The organism is Limoniibacter endophyticus (genome assembly GCF_014652835.1).
Lineage (GTDB): Bacteria > Pseudomonadota > Alphaproteobacteria > Rhizobiales > Rhizobiaceae > Limoniibacter > Limoniibacter endophyticus.
Genome location: NZ_BMZO01000008.1, coordinates 56,258 through 80,966, shown reverse-complemented (window position 1 = coordinate 80,966; position 24,709 = coordinate 56,258). Strand labels below are relative to the sequence as shown.

The 24,709-nt window shown below is 58.3% G+C and carries 21 protein-coding genes and 1 other RNA gene; 3 read left to right on the top strand and 19 right to left on the bottom strand.

Annotated features, from left to right (window positions below; all coding sequences use genetic code 11):
- Nucleotides 1-53 precede the first annotated feature (53 nt).
- The 16 genes from ftsZ to mraZ all read right to left on the bottom strand — a co-directional run bounded on the left by ftsZ (nucleotide 54) and on the right by mraZ (nucleotide 19,341).
- Complete coding sequence (ftsZ, locus tag IE151_RS12380) at nucleotides 54-1,793, bottom strand: cell division protein FtsZ (protein ID WP_189490623.1); 1,740 nt, start codon at nucleotides 1,791-1,793, stop codon at nucleotides 54-56.
- Nucleotides 1,794-1,950: 157 nt separating this feature from the next.
- Nucleotides 1,951-3,261, bottom strand: a complete 1,311-nt coding sequence (gene ftsA, locus IE151_RS12375) for a cell division protein FtsA (protein WP_189490621.1) — start codon at nucleotides 3,259-3,261, stop codon at nucleotides 1,951-1,953.
- Nucleotides 3,258-4,193 (bottom strand): cell division protein FtsQ/DivIB, encoded by a 936-nt coding sequence (locus IE151_RS12370; protein ID WP_244636737.1) that lies wholly within the window; start codon nucleotides 4,191-4,193, stop codon nucleotides 3,258-3,260. The genes ftsA and IE151_RS12370 overlap by 4 nt, the downstream gene beginning before the upstream one ends.
- A complete protein-coding gene (locus tag IE151_RS12365) occupies nucleotides 4,181-5,107 on the bottom strand; it encodes a D-alanine--D-alanine ligase (RefSeq protein WP_189490619.1) in 927 nt (308 codons plus the stop codon). Before IE151_RS12365 ends, IE151_RS12370 begins: the two co-directional genes overlap by 13 nt.
- A 420-nt stretch (nucleotides 5,108-5,527) precedes the next feature.
- Nucleotides 5,528-6,487: a UDP-N-acetylmuramate dehydrogenase gene (gene murB, locus IE151_RS12360; protein ID WP_189490617.1), complete on the bottom strand. Its 960-nt coding sequence runs from the start codon at nucleotides 6,485-6,487 to the stop codon at nucleotides 5,528-5,530.
- Nucleotides 6,484-7,890, bottom strand: coding sequence for a UDP-N-acetylmuramate--L-alanine ligase (murC, locus tag IE151_RS12355; RefSeq protein ID WP_189490615.1), 1,407 nt, complete (start codon nucleotides 7,888-7,890; stop codon nucleotides 6,484-6,486). Before murC ends, murB begins: the two co-directional genes overlap by 4 nt.
- 52 nt (nucleotides 7,891-7,942) lie before the next feature.
- Nucleotides 7,943-9,043 carry an undecaprenyldiphospho-muramoylpentapeptide beta-N-acetylglucosaminyltransferase gene (gene murG / locus IE151_RS12350; protein ID WP_189490613.1) on the bottom strand — a complete coding sequence of 367 codons (1,101 nt, stop codon included), beginning with the start codon at nucleotides 9,041-9,043 and terminating at the stop codon, nucleotides 7,943-7,945.
- Nucleotides 9,040-10,191 carry a putative lipid II flippase FtsW gene (gene ftsW / locus IE151_RS12345; protein WP_189490611.1) on the bottom strand — a complete coding sequence of 384 codons (1,152 nt, stop codon included), beginning with the start codon at nucleotides 10,189-10,191 and terminating at the stop codon, nucleotides 9,040-9,042. Before ftsW ends, murG begins: the two co-directional genes overlap by 4 nt.
- On the bottom strand, nucleotides 10,185-11,591 hold the full coding sequence (gene murD, locus IE151_RS12340) for a UDP-N-acetylmuramoyl-L-alanine--D-glutamate ligase (protein ID WP_189490608.1): 1,407 nt from the start codon (nucleotides 11,589-11,591) through the stop codon (nucleotides 10,185-10,187). The genes ftsW and murD overlap by 7 nt, the downstream gene beginning before the upstream one ends.
- A 6-nt stretch (nucleotides 11,592-11,597) precedes the next feature.
- Entirely contained in the window at nucleotides 11,598-12,680 is a 1,083-nt protein-coding gene (gene mraY / locus IE151_RS12335) for a phospho-N-acetylmuramoyl-pentapeptide-transferase (protein WP_189490606.1), read from the bottom strand.
- A 188-nt stretch (nucleotides 12,681-12,868) separates the two neighbouring features.
- Nucleotides 12,869-14,290, bottom strand: a complete 1,422-nt coding sequence (locus IE151_RS12330; RefSeq protein WP_189490604.1) for a UDP-N-acetylmuramoylalanyl-D-glutamyl-2,6-diaminopimelate--D-alanyl-D-alanine ligase — start codon at nucleotides 14,288-14,290, stop codon at nucleotides 12,869-12,871.
- Complete coding sequence (locus IE151_RS12325; RefSeq protein ID WP_189490601.1) at nucleotides 14,287-15,735, bottom strand: UDP-N-acetylmuramoyl-L-alanyl-D-glutamate--2,6-diaminopimelate ligase; 1,449 nt, start codon at nucleotides 15,733-15,735, stop codon at nucleotides 14,287-14,289. Before IE151_RS12325 ends, IE151_RS12330 begins: the two co-directional genes overlap by 4 nt.
- Before the next feature lie 56 nt (nucleotides 15,736-15,791).
- The gene (locus tag IE151_RS12320; protein WP_189490599.1) at nucleotides 15,792-17,504 is read right to left on the bottom strand and encodes a peptidoglycan D,D-transpeptidase FtsI family protein; all 1,713 of its coding nucleotides are present in this window, start codon (nucleotides 17,502-17,504) and stop codon (nucleotides 15,792-15,794) included.
- Complete coding sequence (gene ftsL / locus IE151_RS12315) at nucleotides 17,501-17,890, bottom strand: cell division protein FtsL (protein ID WP_189490597.1); 390 nt, start codon at nucleotides 17,888-17,890, stop codon at nucleotides 17,501-17,503. Before ftsL ends, IE151_RS12320 begins: the two co-directional genes overlap by 4 nt.
- Nucleotides 17,891-17,893: 3 nt before the next feature.
- Nucleotides 17,894-18,892, bottom strand: a complete 999-nt coding sequence (gene rsmH, locus IE151_RS12310) for a 16S rRNA (cytosine(1402)-N(4))-methyltransferase RsmH (RefSeq protein WP_189490595.1) — start codon at nucleotides 18,890-18,892, stop codon at nucleotides 17,894-17,896.
- Complete coding sequence (mraZ, locus tag IE151_RS12305; protein ID WP_189490593.1) at nucleotides 18,889-19,341, bottom strand: division/cell wall cluster transcriptional repressor MraZ; 453 nt, start codon at nucleotides 19,339-19,341, stop codon at nucleotides 18,889-18,891. The genes rsmH and mraZ overlap by 4 nt, the downstream gene beginning before the upstream one ends.
- Before the next feature lie 422 nt (nucleotides 19,342-19,763).
- On the opposite strand from mraZ, the gene rnpB reads away from it, so the two are divergent.
- An RNA gene (rnpB, locus tag IE151_RS12300) (RNase P RNA component class A) lies at nucleotides 19,764-20,184 on the top strand.
- A gap of 52 nt (nucleotides 20,185-20,236) precedes the next feature.
- Here the strand turns inward: rnpB and IE151_RS12295 are convergent.
- The 3 genes from IE151_RS12295 to IE151_RS12285 form a co-directional block, all read right to left on the bottom strand.
- Nucleotides 20,237-21,040, bottom strand: coding sequence for a lytic transglycosylase domain-containing protein (locus IE151_RS12295; protein ID WP_189490591.1), 804 nt, complete (start codon nucleotides 21,038-21,040; stop codon nucleotides 20,237-20,239).
- A gap of 181 nt (nucleotides 21,041-21,221) precedes the next feature.
- On the bottom strand, nucleotides 21,222-21,995 hold the full coding sequence (locus tag IE151_RS12290) for an N-acetylmuramoyl-L-alanine amidase (RefSeq protein WP_189490589.1): 774 nt from the start codon (nucleotides 21,993-21,995) through the stop codon (nucleotides 21,222-21,224).
- 138 nt (nucleotides 21,996-22,133) lie between these two features.
- Entirely contained in the window at nucleotides 22,134-22,571 is a 438-nt protein-coding gene (locus tag IE151_RS12285; protein WP_189490587.1) for a hypothetical protein, read from the bottom strand.
- 152 nt (nucleotides 22,572-22,723) lie between these two features.
- Here IE151_RS12285 and IE151_RS12280 point away from each other — a divergent pair, with 152 nt between their 5' ends.
- Complete coding sequence (locus IE151_RS12280) at nucleotides 22,724-23,965, top strand: BtaA family protein (RefSeq protein ID WP_189490585.1); 1,242 nt, start codon at nucleotides 22,724-22,726, stop codon at nucleotides 23,963-23,965.
- A 2-nt stretch (nucleotides 23,966-23,967) separates the two neighbouring features.
- Nucleotides 23,968-24,636 (top strand): class I SAM-dependent methyltransferase, encoded by a 669-nt coding sequence (locus tag IE151_RS12275; RefSeq protein WP_189490583.1) that lies wholly within the window; start codon nucleotides 23,968-23,970, stop codon nucleotides 24,634-24,636.
- Nucleotides 24,637-24,709 lie beyond the last annotated feature (73 nt).

Sequence of the window (24,709 nt, the reverse complement as noted above, 5' to 3'; positions counted from 1 at the left end):
CGAGAGAGCCAGCGGGTAGGCTATGGCGGGATATCCCCCGCCATAACTTTATCTTAGTTGGCCTGACGGCGCAGGAAGGCCGGAATTTCCAGCTGGTCGTCTTCCTGACCGGCATTGCGTGCGACCGGGACCGGACGCCCCATATCGTCCATTTGACCGCGACGCGGTGCATACATCTGGCTGTCGGCAGATGGTGCACGACGTTCCTGCGGAGCCGGAGCAGCAGGCTGCGGGGTACGCATGCGCGGCGCGGCCTGTGGAGCCGGAGCAGGTTCTTCCTCGCGACGGGTCAGGCCGTTGGTGAGGCGCTTCAGGAGACCACCCAGCGGACTACGATCTTCTTCTTCATGACGCGGCTGAGCCTGCGGCTGCATTTCAGCGCGGGCAACGGCCGGGAAGTCATCCGCACGTGGCATGCGCGGCTGGGCGACCGGCTGCTGGACCGGAGCTGGTGCAGGCTGCTGGTACATCTGCTGCTGGGGCTGCTGCGGCGCGACTTCGCGAACCGGAGCCGGCTGCTGCAAAACAGGAGCTGGAGCAGGCTGCGGTGCGCGGACCGGTGCCTGGGCAACCGCTGCGGAACCGGCGAAGAGGCGGCTCTGCGGGCGGAAATCGTCCTGAACCTGAGCGGCAGGCGCAGGTTGCGGCGCGGCCTGAGCACGCGGTGCGCCAGCATGGAACTCGGCCGAGCGCAGGGCCTCTGCAACCGGATCGACCGGACGCGGATCGCGAATCTGTTCCTGGACCGGCTGGGAAGCCTGACGAGCCGGAGCAGCATTCTGGATGGTGCGGATGGTCGGGTTGGCCGGATTGGAAATTTCAGCGGCAGACTTGTCGATGCCGGTAGCAACGACAGAAACGCGAATGACGCCTTCCAGATCTTCATCAAAGGTAGCGCCGAGAATGATATTTGCGTCCTCGTCAACCTCTTCACGAATGCGGCTTGCAGCTTCGTCGACTTCGAACAGGGTAAGATCGCGACCGCCGGTGATGGAGATGAGAAGGCCGCGAGCGCCCTTCATCGAGGTCTCGTCGAGCAGCGGGTTGGCAATCGCAGCCTCGGCAGCAGCCATCGCACGGCCCTCGCCCGAGGCTTCACCAGTACCCATCATGGCCTTGCCCATCTCGCGCATGACCGAGCGAACGTCGGCAAAGTCGAGATTGATAAGGCCTTCCTTGACCATCAGATCGGTGATGCAGGCAACGCCGGAGTAGAGCACCTGGTCGGCCATCGCGAAGGCGTCGGCGAAAGTGGTCTTGTCGTTTGCGATGCGGAACAGGTTCTGGTTCGGAATGACGATCAGCGTGTCGACGTTCTTCTGCAGCTCCTCGATGCCGAAATCCGCCGTCTTCATGCGACGCTGGCCTTCGAAGTGGAACGGCTTGGTCACGACGCCCACAGTCAGAATACCCTTTTCGCGTGCAGCACGGGCAACGACTGGAGCAGCACCCGTACCGGTGCCACCGCCCATGCCAGCAGTAACGAAACACATGTGGGTATTCGACAGGTGATCGATGATTTCGTCGATGCACTCTTCAGCGGCCGCACGGCCGACTTCCGGCTGCGAACCAGCACCCAGACCTTCGGTAACATTGGCGCCCAACTGAATGAGGCGTTCAGCCTTGGTCATGGTCAGTGCCTGCGCGTCGGTGTTCGCCACGACGAACTCGACGCCACGCAGGCCGGAGGTGATCATGTTGTTGACAGCGTTGCCGCCGCCGCCGCCAACACCGAATACAGTGATGCGGGGCTTCAGCTCGGTGATATCCGGCTTCTGCAGATTGATTGTCATTTTCTCGTCCTTTTTCGCCTATTCGCCGCCTCGCCAAAAGCGGCTTTGCTATGGGGACACGCCCCGCCACGCAAACTCACTCCAAGTGCAAAACACGCACTCAAAACTCTGAACACTTACGGGAACCGGCTGCCGGAGCAGCTTATTGGCTCCGCGCTTAGAAACTCTCTCTGAACCACTGCCCAACGCGTGAGAACGCGCCGCCAGTACCAGTCATCCGGAAACGGGTACCGCCCCGCGTCTGGATATTCTCCAGCCCCGCAACCTGCGGGTATATCAACAGTCCGACCGCGGCTGAGAAGGCCGGCCCTTTGGCCGCCTCGGGCAGACCCGCAACACCCAGCGGGCGGCCTATGCGTACATTACGGCCGAGCACGCGCCGCGCCGCCTCCGGCAATCCGGTGAGCTGGCTGGCACCGCCGGTCAGGACGATTCGCTTGCCAATGATATTAGCATAACCTGATTCATTTAGCCGGTCGCGCAGAAGTTCCAACGTCTCCTCGATGCGGGCACGGATGATGCGCGTCATCAGCGCACGCGGCACCTGGAGCGGCGCCTCAATATCCTCAAGCCCCATCGGCTGTATGGTGACAAGATCATGATCGTCCACACTCGCACCCGGAAGAGCCGAACCATGCATGACCTTAAGGCGCTCGGCATCTTCCAGACGGATCGAGAGGCCGCGCGCAAGATCCATGGTAACATGGCTTCCGCCGACCGGGATCGACTCGATATGCGTGAACTTGCCGTCGGCAAAGATGGAAATGCTGGTCGTGCCAGCCCCCATATCGATACAGGCTGCGCCCATTTCGAGTTCGTCATCGACCAGAGCAGCAAGGCCGCTGGCGTAAGGCGTTGCGACCATGCGCTCAACCGAAAGGTGGGCGCGGTTGATGGAAAGCTCCAAATTGCGCAGCGGCGCAGAATCGGCTGTGACGACATGCATGTCGACACCGAGCGCGTCGCCAATCATGCCGCGTGGATCGCGAATGCCACGCTCGGCATCGAGCGTATAGCCGGTGGCCAGCGAGTGCACGACTTCCCGTTCCGCCTTCATCGCCTGCCGCGCACCGGCGCCCAGCACCTTGCGGATATCGCCTTCGGAAACTTCGTGACCGCCGAGATTGACGTTGGCAGTGAATATCTCGCTTTTCTGACGGCCGGCCGTGACATTGGCAAAGAGCGAATCGACCGTCAGCCCAGCCATGCGCTCGGCGGAATCGACAGCAAGGCGGATCGCCTGCTCGACATGATCGAGCTGCACGACGACGCCCGACTTCACGCCGCGCGACTGCTGATGGCCAATGCCGAGAACCTGCACCTCGTGGGTACGGGCCTTGAGATATTGCCCTTCCTCACGCGGCTTGAGCCGCGCGATGATGCAGCAAACCTTGCTGGAGCCGACGTCGAGAACGGTTGCTATACCGGAACGGCGTGGGGTTTCGTTCTTGGGGCCGAGCCAGCTCATATTCTATGCTCCGCACGCATTCTCTTGGCTCTTTCCTTGAAAGCTTCCGCACGTTGTTCGACGGCTTCCGGCGACATTTTCAAAACCATGCGATCCGACTGACGCAGGTCGACGGCGAGAATATCCTTGCCAAACAGACCTTGCTCCCGATCTGCGCGCAGAACCTTGTCGATTGCCGCTTCCATGCCATCTTCCGGCAGGCGCAGCGTGACACCATTCTTCAGCATCAGATCCCAGCGACGATCGGCGACACGGATATAGGCCTTGACCTGCGAAGCCAGATCTGGATGCGCAGCCATTTCACCGATGAACTGAGACGCACGCATGTCAGCACCGGCACCGACCAGCAAAGGCAGATCGAGATGAGCCATATTGGTCAGCGGCGCAATCACGCGACCGTCTTCCTCGATAACGGACAAGTCGCCATCCTTCTGGAGCAGAGCGAAGGGTTTGCGCTCGACCAGATTAACATCGACCTGCCCGGGATAGACCTTGCGGATTTCGACGCTTTCAACCCACGGCAGCGCCGCAACCCGCGCACGAGCTGCAAAGGCATCGAACCCGATAAGCGAAGTTGACCCGTCAAGCTCAAGCGCACCAACAATATCGATCTCGGAAATTTCCTTCTGGCCATTGACCCGAACCTGCTCAATCGCGAAGCCGGCATTGGCAGTGATCGCCTGCAGAACGGCTGGCGTGTGACCGCCGGCGGCGGTGCCATACATGGCCGAGGCCGCGAATAGCCCGACACTGGCAATGGTCATTGCAAAGCGCGGCGCCTGGAAATCATCATCGAACAGACGCGCAGCGAGACGCACCGGCTTGCGCAGCCAGCGCGGCAGAACATAGCCATCCAAAAAGCCGCGACGATCATAATCGGCACGTGAAACGCGCCTGTCAAAATCGGTACGCTGCGACTTCAACGCGAACACGAGGCGTCCTCCACCATCCAACTCAGCAACTCACCGAACGAATGTCCGGCATGCAAAGCAAGCTCAGGCAACAGAGACGTGGGCGTCATGCCCGGCTGCGTATTGATCTCCAGCCAGATCAGCTCGCCATTTTCGGAGAACCGGTCGTCGTAACGGAAGTCGGATCGGGACACGCCCCTGCAGCCAATCGCCTGATGTGCCTTCAGGGACAGTGTCATTATTTTTTGGTAAATATTCGGTAAAATTTTTGCCGGACATTCATGTTTTGATCCGCCGGCTGCATATTTTGCATCGTAATCATAGAAAGCAGGACCGGTCGGAATGATCTCTGTGACGCCGAGCGCCACGTCCCCCATGACGGCACAAGTCAATTCGCGCCCATGCACGTAGCGCTCAACCATAACAACATCGCCATATTTCCACTCATCCGAGGTGAGAATCTGCGGCGGATGCGACTGCCCCTCACGCACGATGACGACGCCGAAGCTCGATCCTTCGCGAACCGGCTTGACCACGTATGGAGGCTCCATTGGATGCTTCGAGCCAATATCGAAGCGGCTCATGATCCTGCTTTCGGCAACCGGGATGCCAGCAGCCTTGGCAACTTTCTTTGCCACTTCCTTGTTCATTGCCAAAGCCGACGGAAGAACACCGGAATGCGTGTAGGGAATTTGCAGGAATTCGAGAACGCCCTGAATGGTCCCATCCTCACCGAAAGGACCATGAAGAGCATTGAAGACAACATCCGGCCTCAACTCGGAAAGAACGGCTGAGATGTCGCGATCGACGTCGACGCGGGTAACACGATAACCTTCAACTTCAAGGGCATCGGCGCAGGCATTGCCGGACGAAAGACTAACCGGCCTTTCAGAAGCAAAACCACCCATCAGGACGGCAACATGCTTGACACTCATGATGTCCCCTCTTCCAATCCCACAACGCTACACTGCGACGCTTGCGCCACCCTTGCACGCCGCATGGTTGAACCGGAATAATGACCGGACGGCAGCGCGGGCAACATAAAACCCGTACGAAAAGCCATGGAGATTCGATCATCCCGCTGACCTCTCCGATCAGCGACGAATCACATCGACTATTCGATTCATCTCTTAGAATCAGAGAGTTGGTCTCAGCGCAAGAGCACGACGTACCGACGGTGCGGGAAGCGTAAGACAGGAGCAGCGAAGGCCGTCATCCCGGTTTTCCCACAAAACAAGGAGTTATGGTTAATGCGCACAATCGCAATGAATCGCGGACTCAATTGATGCAACCAAAGAGTGTAATAATCGTGATAAAAATTACAAGAATTTGTGCTGTTCTCTCGACTACCGCGGTCAGTCGAGAAATGGGGTTACTTCCCTGCCCGCGACGAATTTGCCGATACGCTTGATTTCCCACTGAAGGGAAACACCCGAAGTTTCGCGTACACGACGACGCACGGTTTCGCCAAGGGTTTCGAGATCGTGCCCGGTAGCCTCGCCGGTGTTGATCATGAAATTGCAATGCATTTCCGACATCTGCGCCGCGCCGACCTTGAAACCACGCATGCCGGCCTTATCGATCTCTTTCCAGGCCGAAGAGCCTTCCGGGTTTTTGAAGGTGGAGCCGCCGGTTTTCTCCCGAACAGGCTGGACCGTCTCGCGATGCTGTTGAACACCCTCCATCGATGCCTGGATGGCGTCCTTGTCTTCCCGGTAGCCTTCAAACAGCGCGGAGGTAAAGATCAGGCTCTTTGAAGCCATGCTGCTGCGATAGGCATAACCCATCTCGCTGTTGGAAAGCACATGAGCATCACCCTGGCGATCCAGCGCTCGCACCTCGACGACCCGCTCCCGCGTCTCGACGCCATTGGCACCGGCATTCATGCGCAGCGCGCCGCCAATGGCACCGGGAATGCCATGATAGAAGTGGAAGCCGCCAATACCCGCATCCAGTGCCGTTGCTGCCACCCGCTTGTCGGGCGTTGCAGCCCCTGCCTCTATACGCACATCCGAAACGACCTTCGCTGCGCCAAAACCCTTCGGCGACAGGCGCACGACGAAGCCGTCAACGCCTCCATCACGCACCAGAAGATTGGAACCGACCCCGACGACCATGACAGGGATCTCTTCCGGCACGGCCCTCAGGAAAGTCGCGAGATCTTCCTCGTCAGCCGGCGTGAACAGAACCTGGGCTGGACCACCCGCGCGCAACCAGGTGATCTTGTCCATACCGGCATCAGGCATCAGGCGACCGCGAAGACCGGAGAGTCTGTCGCCAAGCTTGGCCAGAAGATCGGAACCGGATTGAGTCATGCAGCACCTGAATTGAGCTGGTTCGGAAGAGCATAGGCCCACTGCGTGATATTGCCCGCGCCCAGAAAGATGACAAGATCGCCCGGCTGCGCCAGTTGGCGGATCACACCTCCGATTGCGTCCGGCCCTTCCAGATTACGGGCATCGCGATGGCCGCCTGCACGAATACGAGCGACAAGCTCTCCCGAGGTCGCGCCCTCGATCGGTTCCTCGCCTGCCGTGTAGACGGGTGCAACCAAAACGGTATCGGCATCGTTGAAACAGGTGGCGAAGTCGTCCATCAAATCGTGGAGACGCGTGTAGCGATGCGGCTGAGCGATGGCAATCACCCGCTTTTCAGCGGAGTCGCGAGCAGCTCGCAAAACGGCGCGGATTTCGACCGGATGATGACCGTAATCGTCAAAAATCTTCACGCCATTCCATTCGCCGGTAAATGTGAAGCGACGCTTGACGCCGCTAAAACTCGCCAGACCCTGACGGATCAGATCGGGTGTCATGCCAAGTTCATGAGCGACGGCGATGGCCGAAGTCGCATTCGAGACATTGTGGCGTCCCGGCATCGGCAGACGAATATCCTTGATCTCGGTTGTCTCGCGGCTTTTACGGTGGCGGATTGTTACATCGAAAATCGAAGCGGCCCCGTCGATGCGGACATTGTGGAAGCGAACATCCGCCTGCGCGTTCTCGCCGTAGGAGATGACGCGACGATCTTCTATGCGCGAAGCCAGCGCCTGCACTTCGGGGTGATCGGTGCAGAGAACGCCAAAGCCATAAAAAGGCACATTCTCGACGAACTGGCGGAATGCGTCGCGAACCCTGTCAAAGGAGCCGTAATGATCGAGATGCTCCGGATCGATATTGGTAACGACCGTGATTTCCGCAGGAAGCTTGAGGAAGGTGCCGTCGCTTTCGTCTGCCTCTACTACCATCCACTCGCCATCGCCCATGCGCGCATTGGTACCATAGGCGTTGATGATGCCGCCATTGATCACGGTCGGATCAAGCCCACCGGCCTCCAGCAATGTGCCGACCAGTGAGGTGGTCGTCGTTTTGCCATGCGTGCCGCCAATGGCAATCGCCTGACGAAAACGCATGAGTTCGGCCAGCATTTCGGCTCGGCGCACCACCGGCAGGTGGTGATCGCGGGCGGCCACGAGCTCCGGGTTGTCCTTGCGGATGGCGGTCGAGACCACCACGACTTCCGCGTCGCCAAGGTTCTCGGCACGATGGCCGACGAAACATTCAATGCCCTTGTCACGTAGACGCTGAACATTTGCGCCATCGGCCTGATCCGACCCTTGCACCTTGTAGCCAAGATTGTACAAAGCTTCGGCAATGCCGCTCATGCCGATACCGCCGATACCGACGAAATGGATGAGACCGACCGATTGGCGCATCTTCATGAGGCGTTTTCCTTGTTCTTCAGGCGACGATAGGGAGATCGCCTGCCGTTCTTTAGATATTTTTGTCGTCTGCAATAGCTTCCGCGGCGTCGGCAAGCAACCGTGCAGCATCTTTCGTTCCGGTAGAGCGGGCAGAACCCGCCATGTCGGACAAGGTCTGCGGCTCATCCATGAGCGAGGCGAGCAGATCCGCAAGACGGGCGGCGGAAAGCTCCTGCTGGCGGATGACACGAGCACCACCCGATTTCTCGAGCTTGGCTGCATTGGCTGCCTGATCATGATCGAGAGCGTGCGGATACGGGACGAAGATTGCCGGACGACCGATGGCGGCAACTTCCGACACGGTCGACGCACCCGAGCGCGAAATAACAAGCTGGGCATTGGCAATACGCGCCGCCATATCATTGAAGAACGGCGAAACTTCCGCCTCCACGCCAAGATTTGCATAGGCCGTACGAACGGCAGCCTCATCTTCCATACGCGCCTGCTGTACGATGCGCAGACGCAATCGCTTTTCCGATGACAGCTTTTCGATGGCCGGCGGCAGCGCGTCAGAGAAGAACTTTGCACCCTGGCTGCCGCCAAAGATCAACAGATGAAACGGCGCATTACCTGACGAAGCCACGTATGGCGTCTCCATTGCCTCGATCACGGCAGGCCGGATCGGATTGCCGGTGATGATGGTTTTAGCGCCGAGCGGACCTTGCGGCTTTTCCAGAAAGCCACCCGCGATCTTTGTTACACGTGTGCTAAGCAGCTTGTTGGCACGGCCCATGACTGCATTTTGCTCATGGATAAGCGTGGGTATTCCCGCGCGCGTTGCGGCAAGGAGCGGTGGAAGGGTCGGATAGCCGCCAAAGCCGATGACAGCGGACGGCTTCATCTGCGAGAACAAGGCGCTTGAGGCACGCATGCCTTTCCAAATCGCGAGACCTGCGCGAATGAGTGCCAGAGGATTGCGACCGGCAATCGTCGCCGACGGGATGGCATGAACCGGTCCCGGAAAGCGATCCGCAAACTTCTCTGCACGCTCGTCTGTTGCCAGATGCGCACTATGCCCTCGCGCCTTCAACTCATGCGCAAGAGCCTCGGCCGGAAAGAGATGTCCGCCAGTACCTCCAGCGGACAGGACAAAGGTCTTTTTCTGGCTCATTCGGCAGGCACCGTCGAATAGGGACGGTGATAGGCATAGATCATGCGCTTGTCGGGACGCTGGCGCGTGAGTGCCAGAACCATGCCCATGCCGACAGCAATGGCGATAAGTGACGAGCCACCGTACGAAATGAAAGGCAGCGTCATCCCCTTTGCGGGTAGAATATGCACATTCACACCGATATTGATGATCGACTGGAAGCCGAAATTGGCAACCAGGCCGGAAACCGCATAGCGTGTGAAATCGTCATGTTCCTTTAGGGCGACAAACAGGCCGCGCAGGACAATGAAGGCAAAGATCGCAGCAATGAGCATGCACAGAATCAAGCCGAACTCCTCGCCAGCTACCGAGAATACGAAGTCGGCGTGGCTGTCGGGGATGATACGCTTGATGGTGCCTTCGCCCGGCCCCTGGCCGAACCAGCCACCGGTGATGAGCGCCTCGCGTCCCATATCAACCTGAAAAGTATCGCCCTCACCTGTTATGAAGCGATTGATCCGGCTGGCGACGTGGGGCAATGCTTCATAGGCGATGAACGCCCCTGTTACCGCCGTACCTGCCAGAAGCAATATCCAGAACCACGACAAACCCGCCATGAAGAACATGACCGACCATGTTCCGGCCACGAGCAGGGTCTGGCCGACGTCCGGCTGCGCAAGCAACAGAGCCAACACGAGACCGAGCAGGATCGTGGCAAAAAGGTTGCCTGGAATATCGGGCTGGCGGGCGTGTTCCGAGAAAAGCCAGGCGCAGATAATGACAAAGGCAGGCTTCAGGAATTCTGACGGCTGAACCGAGAGGCCGGCCAGCGAAACCCAGCGCCGCGCCCCCTTGACCTCGACGCCGATGAAGAGAACCGCGACCATCAAGACCAGAGATCCGATAAGCATGGCGATCGCGATTCGACGAATCTGACGGGCGTTCAGAAAGGAAACGCCAATCATCACCACGACACCCATGGCCATGAACATGATCTGGCGCTTGGCAAAATAGAAACTGTCGAGGCCGATGCGTTCGGCAACCGCGGGACTTGCGGCAAAACAAAGCACGATACCAAGCCCCATGAGGCTCAGAAACGCTGCGAGAAACCAACGATCAATGGTCCACCACCAATTGGCGACCGGGCCTCTGTCGACGCGACTTACCATGATTGTGCTCCCATCATCTCGATATCCTCGATTGCAGAGACGGCTTTACGGAAAGCCTCGCCGCGTACTTCGAAATTGCGAAACTGATCAAAACTGGCGCAGGCCGGCGAGAGCAAGACGACCGCCTCGCCCTCTTCTTTACTGCCAGCCGCATCGCGCGCCGCATGCGCAAGCGCCGCTTCGAGCGTTCCGGAAATCTCGAATGGAACCGCATCGCCAAGCGTTGCCGAAAAAGCCGGCGCAGCCTCGCCAATCAGATAGGCGCGCTTGACGCGGTCAAAAAGCGGACGAAGACTTTCAATGCCGCCCTGTTTGGGCAGACCGCCGACGATCCAGTAAATCGTCTCAAAACTCGCAAGTGCAGGTGCAGATGCCTCGGCATTGGTCGCTTTGGAATCATTCACGAAGAGGACATTGCCTTTGCGTCCGACCTGCTCCATGCGATGGGCGAGGCCCTTGAAGCTCGACAGCCCGGCCTGAATTTCCGCATGGCTCAAGCCAACTTCGCGGCAGGCCGCAATCGCGGCCAATGCATTCTGCGCATTGTGGCGACCGCGCAAAGACCCGACGCCTTCCAGCGTACCGACGATTTCGACCTGGCCGCCACGTGCATGACAGAGCGACAGGCCGGAGGCGAAATAGCCGTCAGTCAGTGGCAGCCGGGCAGATATGCGTGCGACGCGCCGCCCGGCGCGCTCGAGACGTTGTGCAATATCGGCGCACCACGTGTCATCAACGCCGACGATCGCGAGATCGCTATTGGCGACGAGACGCTCCTTGATCTCGGCATAATGGGCCATGGTGCCATGACGGTCGAGATGATCGGGAGTCAAATTCAAAAGAATGCCACAGCTGGGTTTGAGCGTCGGTGCAAGATCGATCTGATAGGACGAGCATTCAATGACATAATGGCGGGCGGGCTCCACCGGCTCGAGGGTCAATACGGCGCGTCCAATATTGCCGCCCATTTGCGTATCGCGACCAGCTGATTTCAGCATGTGCGAAATCAGCGCCGTCGTGGTCGATTTTCCGTTCGTGCCGGTGACCGCAACAAGTGGCGCAGATGGAGCGAGTGCCGCGCGTTCGCGCGAGAAGAGCTCGACATCCCCAATGATTTCGACGGCAGCGGCGCGTGCCAGATCAACGCTCCAGTGTGGCTTGGGATGGGTAAGCGGGACGCCCGGCGAAAGTACGAACGCGGCCAGCCCGGCCCAGTCAATATTATGCAGATCCCCAGTCCCGACGCCTTCCGAAGCCGCTTTTGCCACGCTGTCGGGATTATCGTCGGAGGCAATGAGATCGGCACCCCCCGCCACCAGCGCATGAGCGGTGGCAAGGCCTGATCCGCCGAGACCGAAGAGTGCTACTTTTTTATCCTTGAAGCGGCTGGCCGGGATCATGATCGCTTATCTGAGCTTGAGGGTGGAAAGACCGATGAGGGCCAGAATGACGGCGATAATCCAAAAGCGGATCACGACCTGACTTTCCGTCCAGCCCAGCTTTTCAAAATGGTGATGGATGGGAGCCATCAGGAAAACGCGTCTGCCGGTCATCTTGAAAAAACCCACCTGGATGATGACCGAAAGCGCTTCCGCCACGAAGAGGCCACCGACAATGGCCAGCACGATCTCGTGTTTGGTTGAAACGGCGATTGCGCCGATGAGCCCCCCAAGCGCGAGCGATCCGGTATCGCCCATGAAAATCGCGGCAGGCGGCGCGTTGAACCAGAGAAAGCCGAGACCGGCACCGATCACAGCCCCCAGGATTACGGCAAGTTCACCGGTACCCGGCACGAAATGGATCTGAAGATAATCAGCGAAGACAGCGTTACCCGAGAGATAGGCGATGACTCCGAAAGAAGCGGCGGCGATCATGATCGGCACGATGGCAAGGCCGTCAAGGCCGTCTGTCAGATTTACGGCATTGCCTGCTCCAACAATGACGAACGCCGCGAAGGGAACAAAGAACCAGCCGAGATTGAGCAGGAAATCTTTCACGAACGGGAAAGCCAGCGAAGATGAGAACGGACCCTGCCCGGCCTGCATGATGACATAGGAGGCAATTGCGGCAATCAGGAATTCTATACCGAGGCGCGCCTTGCCGGAAAATCCCATATGGGATTGCTTCGTCACCTTGAGATAATCGTCATAAAAACCGATGGCACCGAAACCGACGGTGACGAAAAGGATCACCCACACATAGATGGAAGTGATATTAGCCCAGAGCAACGTCGAGCCGATAATACCGACGAGCATCATCAGGCCTCCCATGGTGGGCGTACCTGCCTTCTTGAAATGGGTCTGCGGGCCATCGGCGCGGATCGGCTGCCCCTTGCCCTGACGGACGCGCAACGAATTGATGATCATTGGTCCGAACATGAAAACCAGGAACGCAGACGTGATCAAGGCTCCGCCGGTTCGGAACGTTATATAGCGAAACACATTGAACACGGCGTAATCGTCGGCAAAAGCGACCAGCAAACTCAGCATCTATTATTCCCCCGGGCCTTCCATGGCCGGTTACTTCCGGTGTCAATTCCGGCACCTGCATCTCCGACGCGGAGCTTCAAGCAACTGTTGGGAAGAGCCACCCGCATTTATGTTTCCATGGGCCTTCTTATCTGGCATTTGGCGGTCTGCCTCGTGCCAAACGGTATGCAAATGTCAAGCTCGTTTCGCTAGGCGGGCGTCTTGTGCCCGTAGCGATTGACAAGCGTTTCGACGAGCTTGGAAAAACCGCTGCTCTTCGAGGATTTGATCATCACGGCATCACCGCCGCGAACGGTATCAAGCAGGACCGGTTCGAGTGCGTTCGCATCAGGGCGATACTCAACGGCGATCTTGTCCGTCAAAACATCGGCAAGCGCGGTCATTTCGTCGCCTGCCAGAAGCACGAGATCAATACCCTTGTCGATGATGAATTCCGCAAGTCCCGCATGCAATTTCGGCGCATGACTGCCAAGTTCCAGCATGTCGCCAAGCACTGCGATACGTCGTCCACCTTCCCCCACTGTCGCGGTGCGCAGCACATCAAGCGCGGCTCGCATCGAGGCGGGGTTGGCATTATAGCTTTCATCGATCAACGTGGCGATTTCGCCGTCGATCCGAAGGCGGTGGCGCCGCCCTCGTCCCTCTTCGGGTCGCAGATTACCGAGCGCATTTGCAGCCTTTTCTATATCGAGACTCAAAAGCTGAGCGCACCCAAGGACGGCGAGCATATTCTGTACCACGTGGCGTCCGGGGGCTCCAACGCGCGCATCAATCTCCTTGCCATCAAGAGCGACGCGAATATCGGAATGTTCCGAACCCAGGCGGCAGTCCGTGAGCCGCACATGCGCACGGGCATTCTCACCAAAGCCCAGCACGTGACGCACGCGTGCTTCGGTCGCCAGCTCATCGAGCAGCTTCCAGCGCTGATCGTCGCGGTTAAGCAGTGCATAACCGCCCGGCACGATACCCTCGAAGATTTCAGCCTTCGCGCGCGCAATCTCGTCCAGACCGGAAAAGTGACCCAGATGGGCGGCAGCAATCAGCGTAATGACGGCAATATGCGGTTGGGCGAGCTTGACCAGCGGGCGAATTTCGCCGGGATGGTTCATGCCGATCTCGACAATGGCGAAATCGGCATCGTCGGGAAGACGCGCAAGCGTCAGCGGCACGCCCCAGTGATTATTGAACGATTTGTCCGCCGCGTGCACGGTCCCGAATTCGGACAGCACATGGCGCAGTGCCTCTTTTGTACTGGTCTTGCCAGCCGATCCCGTGATGGCGATGACCTTGGCGCGGCTGCGGATACGGGCTGCGGCTGCCACTTTCTCGAGCGCAACAAGCACGTCCGGCACAACGATCATCGGAATATTGAAGCGGCCCAATGCGGGCAGCTTGTGCTCTGCAATGACCATGACGCCTGCACCCGCCCCGATAGCGGCAGTCGCAAAATTATGGCCATCGAAGCGATCGCCCTTGATAGCAAAGAAGGCTTCGCCCTTTTGCAGCGTGCGGGTGTCGATGGAAACACCGGTGATCGTGGAGGGGAGATTGCCGAAGGGACGACCTCCCATAATCTCCACAAACGCATCTGAATTCCACGAAATACTCATATGCCAGTCTCCAAAAGCGCTTTGCGCACCTCTTCATGATCGGAGAAAGGCAAGGTCACCTCGCCCACCGTCTGGCCTTCCTCATGTCCCTTGCCTGCAACGACTAGCGTATCCCCCGCTTGCAGCAGGGAAATCGCGTGGCGAATTGCTTCGTGCCGATCACCAATTTCGATCGCACCGGGCGCCGCCGCCATGATTTCCTCGCGGATGGTGGCCGGCACTTCCGAACGCGGATTATCATCAGTGACGATAATGGTGTCGGCCAGGCGTGACGCGATTTCACCCATGATCGGCCGTTTTCCCTTATCGCGGTCGCCACCGCAACCGAAGACGACGACGACACGGCCTGTAGTGAACGGGCGCACCGATGAAAGTACGTTTTCTAGCGCTTCCGGCTTATGTGCGTAGTCGACATAGATCGGCGCACCAGCCTTGGTCGTTCCGATCAACTCAAGGCGCCCCGACGCGCCTCTGAGTTTTTCGAGCGCGGCCGACGCAATGCCTGCCTCTGTGCCGGTGGCGATAGCCAGACCGGCTGCGACGAGCGCGTTGAACACTTGAAAATCACCGGCGAGCGGCAGATCGATCTCGTAAATCCTGCCCTCGATGGCAATCTCGATGCGCTGATGATGGCGTTCATGCTCCACGCGCTTCAGAGTGATGAAATCGCCCTTGCGACCAACCGTGAGCACGTCGAGGCCAGCGGCCTGCGCGGCATTGATCGTGGCCTGGGACCACGGATCATCGGCAAAGATGATGGCGGGCTTGCCCGCTTCGAGCAGCGCATCGAACAGCCGCATTTTCGCTGCGTGATAATCCTCGACAGTGGGATGATAATCCATGTGATCGCGACCGAGATTGGTGAAACCGGCAGCTGCAAGTTTCACGCCGTCGAGACGACGCTGATCGAGGCCGTGCGAAGAAGCTTCCATTGCCGCATGGGTAACGCCGGTTTCAGCCAGTTCCGCAAGGATGCGGTGCAACGTGACGGGATCGGGAGTAGTCAGCGAACCGTAATCCTCGCGGCCGGGCGCAGTAACGCCGGTCGTGCCGATGCTCGCCGCCTGCTTGCCGGCGTAGGACCAGATCTGACGTGTGAAGGCAGCAACAGAGGTTTTACCGCTGGTGCCGGTGACAGCGACCATGGTTTCGGGCTGCTTGCCGTAGAAGGCAGCCGCAGCAAGCGCCAATGCGCGACGCGGATCGTCCGAATGGATATGTGGAACGTCGATGGCTAGGTCGGCGAGGTTGGAGACGACAGCTACAGCGCCCTTGGTCGCCGCGTCCTGCGCAAATCTGGTGCCGTCGGTCTTCGAGCCTGAAAGGGCGAAGAACAATGCGCCCGGCGTCACGGTCCTGGAATCCGCGCTGATTGCGCGAACGGCCAGATCGGCGAGATCCGGCCGCAAAACAGGAAGCGCAGAGGCAAGGTTTTCGAGTTTCATTCCGTCCCACACTTCGTCTCAAATGAACCCGGCGCGGGGCCGCACCGGGTCACGAATCACTGATAAGCGACCAACAATGGCTCAATGTCATGACCGAAATCGGGCTTCACGCCAAGAAGCGGGGCCGAACGGCGAATGATATTGCCCGCCATGACCGCTGAATTCAGACCAGCGGTTGCGCTATGCTGCCCCTCCGCCGGCTCCGGCTCGTCAACGAAGGCCAGGACGACATATTCCGGATCGTTGATCGGGAAGGCAGCAATGAAATTATTGAACTTCTTATCGTTGGAATAACGACCATTGACTACCTTTTCGGCCGTCCCTGTTTTGCCGCCGACATAGTAGCCGGGAACTTCCGCGCGACGGCCCGAACCTTTCAGGACGTTAACTCGGAAAAGATAGCGCATTTCGCGACTGGTCTTCTCCGACATGACCTGAACGGCATCATAATTTGCCTGTTCTTCAGTGCGTGGCAGGAAAGTTGGGTGGATCAGCTTTCCGCCATTGATGACAGCCGCCGCTGCGACAGCCGTCTGGAGTGGCGTTGTTGAGATGCCGTGACCGAACGAGATAGTGAGCGAATGAATCTGCTTCCAGACTTTCGGCTGAGTCGGCGTCGCGACTTCCGGCAATTCCGTCTGCATACGGGAAAGCAGGCCCATCTTGGTCAGATAATCCCGATGCCCCTGGATGCCGACCACCTCGGCCATTTTGCCGGTGCCGATATTCGAGGAGTAGAGAAACACCTCCGGCACGGTCAGCACGCGATGCTTGCCATGGAAATCCCGGATTGTGTGACGACCAATACGGATAGGACGCGTGGCGTCGAACGTATCGGTCAACTTCACCAGACCGGAATCAAGCGCCATGGCGAGCGTAAAGGATTTGAATGTCGACCCCATTTCAAAAAGACCCGCCGACACGCGGTTCATGCGATCTTTTTCGAGCGCGTTGACCGGGTTGTTCGGATCGTAATCAGGCACCGACGCCATAGCGACCACTTCGCCCGTCTTTGCATTGAGAACGACGCCGCCCGCAGCCTTGGCCTTGTAGCGCTGCATCGCCTGAAGGAGCTCGTCATGCACGATATGCTGGACGCGCAAATCCATGGAGAGTTTGAAGGGCTCAAGGTTCTCCGGCAGGGCAAGACCACTTTCCTGCAAATCCGCAAGGCCTTGGGCGTCTATATATTTCTCCATGCCCGAAATGCCCTTGTTGTCGATATTAACGAGACCAAGGACGTGCGAGGCGGTGGAGCTACCTGGATAAAAGCGCTTCTTTTCTGTACGGAAACCTATGCCCGGAATACCGAGCGCCATGATTTCGGCCTGCTGGCGCGGTGAAAGCTGACGGCGCAACCAGACGAAGCCCGTACCGCTCTTCAGGCGACGATAGGTCTGTTCATAGTTCAAATCCGGCAGAACGGTCATCAGCTTTTCAATGGCTTCGTCGGCATCAACGATTCGACGCGGCTCACCAAAGAGCGAGAAGGTCTTGATATCGGTCGCCAGCACCTCACCGTTCCGATCCACAATGTCGGGACGCGAGGCGGTAACGCGCGACGCAGGAGCACCACTCGCAGGTGGCTCTTCCAAACCAAACTGCACGAGACGAACGCCGATCACGGCGTAGAAGGCAAAGAACACCCCCATGGTGATCAGAATACGGTTGCGGGCACTGCCGCGAAACATCTTGCCCTGCGATTCCATCTGGATCGGAAGGGGCTTTTCGCTTTCGCCTGAAAGTCGTTTGCGCCAGCGTCCAATCATTGCGAAATTGCTCCCGTGTGAATGTTGTCCTGCGCAGGCAATTGCTCGCCTTCAGCCAGAAGCTCGAGATCCTGCTGCAACACGTCCTCGATACGCAGTGGGCGCTCTGGTAGATCGCTAATATTGCCGAACTGCTGCGGATCGCTCGGCTTCAGGTTGAGCTGATTTTCGTAGACTCCGGCGAGGCGCTGAAGGCGCGACGGCTGCGTCAGAACACTCCAATCAGCCTTGAGAACATCGATGGAATCGCGCTCCAGGCTGATCTGCGTTTCCAGCTTTCGTATCTTACCGATCTCGTCTTCGGCCTGATGCTTAACCTGATAGGTGAAGGCGGCAGCACCAACCATGGCGCAAATCAGCACGATGTCACTTGTGCGAAAAAGCATGGCTCACCTTCCTTTTGTCTGGCCGACCTTGGAGAGGTCCGGCAGGCCGAATACAGAATAATCTTCCCGTGCCGGTGCGGCTGCGGCGGTGCGAACAGCGCTGCGCAGCTTGGCCGAGCGTGACCGGGGATTGATAGCGATTTCGGCATCCGTTGCCGCAATGGCGCGCGACACCTTCTCGAACTGCGGCTGAACCTCGGCAACCTGAGGCAGATGACGCGAACCGGTGTTGGACTTCCCCCCGCGATCCGCCAGGAAACGCTTGACGAGACGATCCTCCAGCGAGTGGAAGGTGACGACGACGAGACGACCGCCCGGCTTCAAGATGCGCTCGGCGGCAAGCAGCGCACGCGCCAGTTCACCAAGCTCGTCGTTGACATAGATGCGCAGCGCCTGAAAGACGCGCGTTGCGGGGTGAATCTTGTCGCCGGGCTTTCGTCCGACATAAAGCTCGATGGCGCTGGCAAGGTCGGCGGTGCGCTCGAACGGACGATCGGCGCGGCGTTTCTCGATCATCCGGGCAATACGCCCGGCGTGCCGCTCTTCGCCAAGCAGTCCGAAAATACGCGCCAGGTCTTCCCACTTGTAGCGGTTGACGACATCGGCAGCAGAGAGCCCCGCCTGCGCCATACGCATGTCCAGGGGACCGTCGAAGCGGAAGGAGAAGCCGCGCTCGGCTTGATCGAGTTGCATGGAGGAGACGCCAATGTCGAGCACCACGCCATCGACGCCTTCAGCATGGGAATCCATCTCCGAAAAAGGCGCGTGCACAAGGCCCAGGCGACCTTCCGAGGCCGCCGCCAATGCCGCTCCGTTGGCGATCGCATCCGGATCGCGATCAATGGCAATGACGGAGGCGCCTCGCGCCAGGATTGCACGCGTATAACCACCGGCACCAAAGGTACCGTCGACGATGGTTTTTGCTTCGCCGGCATCAAGCGCCGTCAGAACCTCCTCAAGCATGACCGGAATATGCGGGACCCCGTTTTCCGGATCGCTCATGAAGATACCTCCGCGCTCGCCTGGCGCAGTTTGAGAAGTCGCGCGCGCACCCGGTCGGCATGCGCCTTGAGCTGCGACGGCTCCCACATCTGAAAGAATAGCCCGCGACCGACGAAAGCGACTTCTGTTGAAATGCCCGTCTGTTCGCGAATGAAGTCGGTCAGCAACAACCGCCCCTCCTGATCCATTTTCAGGAAGGCACCGTCGCCGTGAATGAAGAAGGACATGTCGTCCGCAGCCTGGAGAAAAGGATCGAGTTGCGAGATCCGTTCCTCGTAGCGATCCAGAAGGTCGAGCCCACCGACATCCATGGCAGGAACATCCAGTGCCCGCAGAGCGTAAATCTCGGCACACCCACGTTTGGCGAGGACCGACCGGAAATGTGCAGGAACGGATACGCGACCCTTCGCGTCCACCTTGTTCACTGCACTGGATAAAAACCGATCCATCGCCTGCTGTAGCAGACCGAGCTGCCACGTCCCCTTGCTCGATTACGCAAACCATCAAGCCATGCCCCCTGCCCGAAAACGCCCCGAAATGGGCATGACAGAAACGGTCCGCCCCACTCCCGGAGCGACCACTGGCGGGGTGAAACGCCCCCAGACAAAAACCGAAACTTGATGACACATATGGGATAACATGGGCCTTTATGGGCGTCAATGGGAATGCCAGGTTTAACCATCCGATGAAGGGGAGAATTGGGCTATTAAGTCGAAACTGATTTAAAGCGCGCTTATGGCTAACAAAGCGTTACCAATGCCACTCGAGCACCTGAAAATTCTCATGCCCCGGAAGGGAATAAGCGACTCATGAACAACGCGGCGCCGCTTTTTGTTTGCTTTTTATGACGCTTGCGCGTTTATAGCGCCTGCCAGTCGGCCGGGCGGCCGCGGATGCCAATGTCGAAAGACGGTATTCGAGGAAAGTCCGGGCTCCATGGAAACAAGGTGCCGGCTAACGGCCGGCGGGGGCGACCCCAGGGAAAGTGCCACAGAAAGCAAACCGCCTCGCCTGCCCTTTTGTCGATTTGACACAAGCGCTGGCGAGGTAAGGGTGAAAGGGTGGGGTAAGAGCCCACCGCGTCAGCGGCAACGCGCGACGGCACGGTAAACCCCGCCTGGAGCAAGACCGAATAGGGGCAGCGCGGAGTTCGCTCCGGGGATGTTTCCGTCCTTGACTGCCCGGGTTGGTCGCGTGAGGTACGTCGCAAGGCGTATCCCAGAGGAATGGCCGCCACGTTCCGGCATTCGTGCCGGGCCATACAGAACCCGGCTTACAGGCCGACTGGTTTTAGAGTTCATAAAAAAGCGCGGTGTTGATACCGCGCTTTTTTATTGGGTACCATCAATAGCTTGCGAGATGAACCTTGATCTTCGAGCAATAGTTTGCCGAAACCGGGTTCATGCGCTTGGCGCCGTGGCCAGCATTGTACTTGAGGATCGTGCCGCAAGTCGTGCCACCACCCAGCTTGTGGGCCATGGCGAGATATTTCATGCCATATTTGATATTGGTTTCAGGCTCGTAGAGCGCGCTGTTGGAGCCAGAGAACCCGATGGAGCGCGCCGTTGCCGGCTTGATCTGCATCAGGCCGATTTCACCTGCCGCACCGCGCGCCTTCGGATTGAAATTGCTCTCGACGCGAACGACGGCATGCGCAAGACCAACTGGAACGCCGTACTGACCGGCATAGCGAGTGATGATTTCACTGTAGGGTGTACGCCCCTTGGCAACCGACTTCTTGAGCTGAGGCTTTTCGACTGCACTCTTGGCGGCAACACCCGGCAGCGCGTAGCCGTTGGCGGATTTACGAGTGATGGTCTCGGACTTTGCGACCTGGGAAGATTTAGAGGAGCGCGATGCCGTCTTCTTTTGCACCGGCTTCCTGGCGGTCTGAGCGACGTTTTTCTGGGCTGAAGATTTGCTCTTGCGTGACGCGGTCTTCTTTGCGGGAGCAGCTTGTTTTTTGGCCGCGGCTGTTTCGGTTTTCTCTGCGGCCGCCTTACGGCTTGCGGCCATTGCGTCGAAGATCGTCGTCCTTTCGACAGTCTTCTCGCGATTACTCATGAAATCTTGTGCCGCCGCACCGTTTGCGGCAAAAGAAATCCCGCCGACGGCAAGCACCGTCGCTACACACATCAGATTTTTCATATTTTTTATTTTCTCTTCTACTTCACGCGGTTATGTCACCACGACTGCGTTGCCATTCCCGGAGGCACGTCAGAAGAGCGCCCCGAACTTGTCTGGGGCCTTGTTTCGCGGGCAAATGGGCATCAATGAAGGCGGGTTTCATGACAAATTATTACAAACTGTGACACACGCCGGTCCCAGATTACATTCGTTTATTTACTGTTAATTTTGATGCTAATGCTTCAAGTGTCCTTACGGTTGATGCATCGGCTATTCCATCAACTCTCTTCTGGCGGAAATGGAGCTGGAACGCAGTGACGACCCGCTCGGTCTGTTCGTCAAATTTTCCAGTGCATTCAATACCGTAGCCGTAGCCTTGCAGCATCGTCTGGACGACCGCTGCGTCACCAAAGGGAACCACCTCGCGCCCCGCATCCGCAAGCGTTGGCTCCACCGGCTCCACCCAATGGCCGACGCCTTCGGCTGCGAGTCGCGCCCACGGGAAGTTATCCCCAGGGTCGATTTTTCTACCTGGCGCTACGTCCGAATGACCAAGAACATGCTCCGGCGGGATATTGTTCCGGGCAATTATGTCCCTCGAAAGACGTATAACTGCCGCAATTTGTATATCCGGAAACGGCGCAAAGCCTTTTCCCTCGACATATCCCACGTTGGCGATCTCGATACCGATAGAACGCGCATTGACATCCTGGCTGCCCTTCCAACTACCTCGACCGGCATGCCATGCACGTTCTTCTTCCCTGACCATCTGCACGACATGACCGTTTTCGTAGACGAGATAGTGGCTCGAAACTTCCGCAGCAGGATGACAGAGACGCTCTTCAGCAAGTTCAGCCGTTTCCATCCCGGTGTAGTGCATCAGGAGAATGTCCGGTTTGATCCCGCCCCGGCTATTGACGTTCGGTGACCTTCTTACCCTGCTGCAATAGAGAAAATCTGCTGGAAAATCGCTCATAGTCATCTCCACCAAGCCATCCGGCGCGTGAGCAGACAACCGGCATCAACGCGAATGTCTGGTTGGGAATTTGCATAAACAGAATGTAGAAAGGATCAAGCCGCGGCGTTTTTGCCGGTCCATCGAAAATGTCCTGTATCAGGGCTGGCCCGTACGCCTGGAATTCAGATCATCGGCAGGACGCGCCGGTGCATCCTCACCGATCACTTCGCCCTCCGAAGGGTCCCGCAACACGCCACCGCCGAGTGCGTCATCTACGGCATCCACGGCATCATTTGCCGCCTCCCCGAGAGCATCAGCCGCTTCATCCGCTGATTCCTGCAAGCCTTGCCACAAACCCTGGGCCTCATCGCCCGCATCCTGCAACGCCTCCCTTGCTTGATCCTGTACACGCTGAGCGGCATCCTGTGCATCTCGCGACAGCTGGTCGGCAGTGTCGCGCAGGTCGACTGGACCATCTTCCTCGGCCTGGATCGGACCTCCCTCATCCACGTTCGCAGCCTCATCATCGCCGCACGCAGACAAGGCCAGCATCGAAGCGAGAAGCAGGGACGAAATCAGAAAGCGACGGGGCATTGCACACTCCAAACATTATCTACAGCGCATATTGTAGCGCCGTTGCGGTCACTCATGAACCCGGCAAACTTTCAAATATCCCCACAAGGCTGTCACTTGGTTGTCACCAGGCTGGAGTACCTGCTTTGCCAGCCAATAGAGGGAGCCAGGAAATGAGCGATATTTCTATTACCGGCGAAATTTCCAATAAGGAACGTCTTGGCCGTGCCGTCCACCAGAACCGTCTTCTGTCAAAGGCCGGTTTGTCGGAACGTCTTTTCACGCTGCTTTTCTCCGGCCTCGTCTATCCGCAAATCTGGGAAGATCCTATTGTGGACATGGATGCGATGGCCCTCGACGAGAGCCACAGCATGGTCGTCATCGCCTCGGGCGGTTGCAATGTCCTTTCCTATCTGACGCGCCAGCCTGCGCGGATCGACGCAGTCGATCTCAACGCGGCCCACATCGCGCTCAACAAGATGAAGCTCTCGGCGGTGAAGAACCTGCCGGACCAGAAAGCCTTCTTCCGCTTCTTCGGCGCCAACGGTGTCAGAGGCAATGCGGAGGCCTACGACCTGTTCTTGAAAAATACGCTGGACGCTGATACCCGCGCCTATTGGGAGAGCCGCAATTGGAAGGGCCAGCGCCGCATCTGCGTTTTCGAGCGCAACTTCTACCAGACCGGCCTGCTCGGCTTCTTCATAGGCACCGCGCATCGCCTGGCGAAGCTGCATGGTGTCGATCCCGCCAAAATCATGCAATCGCGTACGCTGGCCGAGCAACGCGATTTTTTCCGCCTGGAGCTCAAGCCCATTCTGGAAAAGCCCCTCCTGCGCTGGCTCTGCGCCAACCGCGCCTCGCTCTTTGGCCTGGGTATTCCACCCGCACAATATGAAGCACTGCTTTCATCCGGCGAACGGGGCATGGCAGATGTTCTGGCCACCCGTCTCGAGAAGCTTTCGTGCCACTTCCCGCTCAAGGATAATTATTTCGCTTGGCAGGCATTTGCGCGCCGCTATGCGGAGCCGGGCGAGGCAAAATTGCCACCCTATCTCGAGGCGGAGAACTTCGAAACCATCCGCGCCCATGCCGACCGCGTCCATATCCATCACCTGAATTTCGTCGAGCTTCTGCAGCAGAAGCCCGCAAACTCCGTGGATCGCTATGTGTTGCTCGACGCGCAGGACTGGATGACCGACGATCAACTCAACACCTTGTGGAACGAGATCACGCGGAGCGCAGCCCCGGGAGCGCGGGTCATCTTCCGGACGGCCAATGAACCGAGCCTCCTGCCCGGACGCGTGGATGCAGACACGCTGGCACAATGGCGTTATTTCGAGAACGCTTCGCGTGCTTTCGGCGCCGCCGATCGCTCGGGCATTTATGGCGGCTTCCACCTTTACGAAAAGATCTGACCATGGCCGCACGAAGCGGAAATGCGAATGGCGACCACGGCGCCCTCATGGACGGAAACTACCGCTATCAGCGTCACATCTACGATCTGACGCGAAAATATTATCTGCTCGGTCGCGACCGATTGATTGATGAGATAGAGGCTCGCCCGGGACAAACCATTCTTGAACTCGGCTGTGGCACGGGGCGGAACCTACGTTTGACGGCCAAGCTCTATCCTCAAACACGTCTTTTCGGCCTCGACATTTCCGCACAAATGCTGGCGACAGCGCGTGCCAAATTCCGGGGCGAGGACTTAAGCCATAAGATCACGCTCGTTAAAGGCGACGCCGCACGATTTTCCGCCGCAGATTTCGGACAAGGCGGCTTTGATCACGTCTTCATTTCCTATGCGCTATCGATGATCCCAGACTGGGAAGGCACGCTGGATGCGGCAAGCGAAGCCCTCAATCCGGGCGGCGCGCTTCATATCGTTGATTTTGGTTCGGCCGCGCGCCTGCCGCGCTTCTTCCAGAATGGCCTGCGTAGCTGGCTTGCGCGCTACCACGTGTCTCCGCGTGACTCATTGCGCGAAGTCGCTGAATCGTTCTGCGAGCAGAAAGGCCTAAACCTCCGGTTTGATTCAGCCTTTCGCGACTACGCGCAATTCCTGAAGCTGACACGCCCATCCTAGAACAGTAACGAAATTTCAACCATGTCTGGCCTTCTATGAAGAGCTAGCGAGCCGTGCGTTCCGCAGACGCAGA

Coding starts and splice junctions, on each gene's coding strand:
- ftsZ (WP_189490623.1), bottom strand. CDS start 1,793: ATGACAATCAATCTGCAGAAGCCGGATATCACCGAGCTGAAGCCCCGC.
- ftsA (WP_189490621.1), bottom strand. CDS start 3,261: ATGAGCTGGCTCGGCCCCAAGAACGAAACCCCACGCCGTTCCGGTATA.
- IE151_RS12365 (WP_189490619.1), bottom strand. CDS start 5,107: ATGAGTGTCAAGCATGTTGCCGTCCTGATGGGTGGTTTTGCTTCTGAA.
- murB (WP_189490617.1), bottom strand. CDS start 6,487: ATGACTCAATCCGGTTCCGATCTTCTGGCCAAGCTTGGCGACAGACTC.
- murC (WP_189490615.1), bottom strand. CDS start 7,890: ATGAAGATGCGCCAATCGGTCGGTCTCATCCATTTCGTCGGTATCGGC.
- murG (WP_189490613.1), bottom strand. CDS start 9,043: ATGAGCCAGAAAAAGACCTTTGTCCTGTCCGCTGGAGGTACTGGCGGA.
- ftsW (WP_189490611.1), bottom strand. CDS start 10,191: ATGGTAAGTCGCGTCGACAGAGGCCCGGTCGCCAATTGGTGGTGGACC.
- murD (WP_189490608.1), bottom strand. CDS start 11,591: ATGATCCCGGCCAGCCGCTTCAAGGATAAAAAAGTAGCACTCTTCGGT.
- mraY (WP_189490606.1), bottom strand. CDS start 12,680: ATGCTGAGTTTGCTGGTCGCTTTTGCCGACGATTACGCCGTGTTCAAT.
- IE151_RS12330 (WP_189490604.1), bottom strand. CDS start 14,290: ATGAGTATTTCGTGGAATTCAGATGCGTTTGTGGAGATTATGGGAGGT.
- IE151_RS12325 (WP_189490601.1), bottom strand. CDS start 15,735: ATGAAACTCGAAAACCTTGCCTCTGCGCTTCCTGTTTTGCGGCCGGAT.
- IE151_RS12320 (WP_189490599.1), bottom strand. CDS start 17,504: ATGATTGGACGCTGGCGCAAACGACTTTCAGGCGAAAGCGAAAAGCCC.
- ftsL (WP_189490597.1), bottom strand. CDS start 17,890: ATGCTTTTTCGCACAAGTGACATCGTGCTGATTTGCGCCATGGTTGGT.
- rsmH (WP_189490595.1), bottom strand. CDS start 18,892: ATGAGCGATCCGGAAAACGGGGTCCCGCATATTCCGGTCATGCTTGAG.
- mraZ (WP_189490593.1), bottom strand. CDS start 19,341: ATGGATCGGTTTTTATCCAGTGCAGTGAACAAGGTGGACGCGAAGGGT.
- IE151_RS12295 (WP_189490591.1), bottom strand. CDS start 21,040: ATGAAAAATCTGATGTGTGTAGCGACGGTGCTTGCCGTCGGCGGGATT.
- IE151_RS12290 (WP_189490589.1), bottom strand. CDS start 21,995: ATGAGCGATTTTCCAGCAGATTTTCTCTATTGCAGCAGGGTAAGAAGG.
- IE151_RS12285 (WP_189490587.1), bottom strand. CDS start 22,571: ATGCCCCGTCGCTTTCTGATTTCGTCCCTGCTTCTCGCTTCGATGCTG.
- IE151_RS12280 (WP_189490585.1), top strand. CDS start 22,724: ATGAGCGATATTTCTATTACCGGCGAAATTTCCAATAAGGAACGTCTT.
- IE151_RS12275 (WP_189490583.1), top strand. CDS start 23,968: ATGGCCGCACGAAGCGGAAATGCGAATGGCGACCACGGCGCCCTCATG.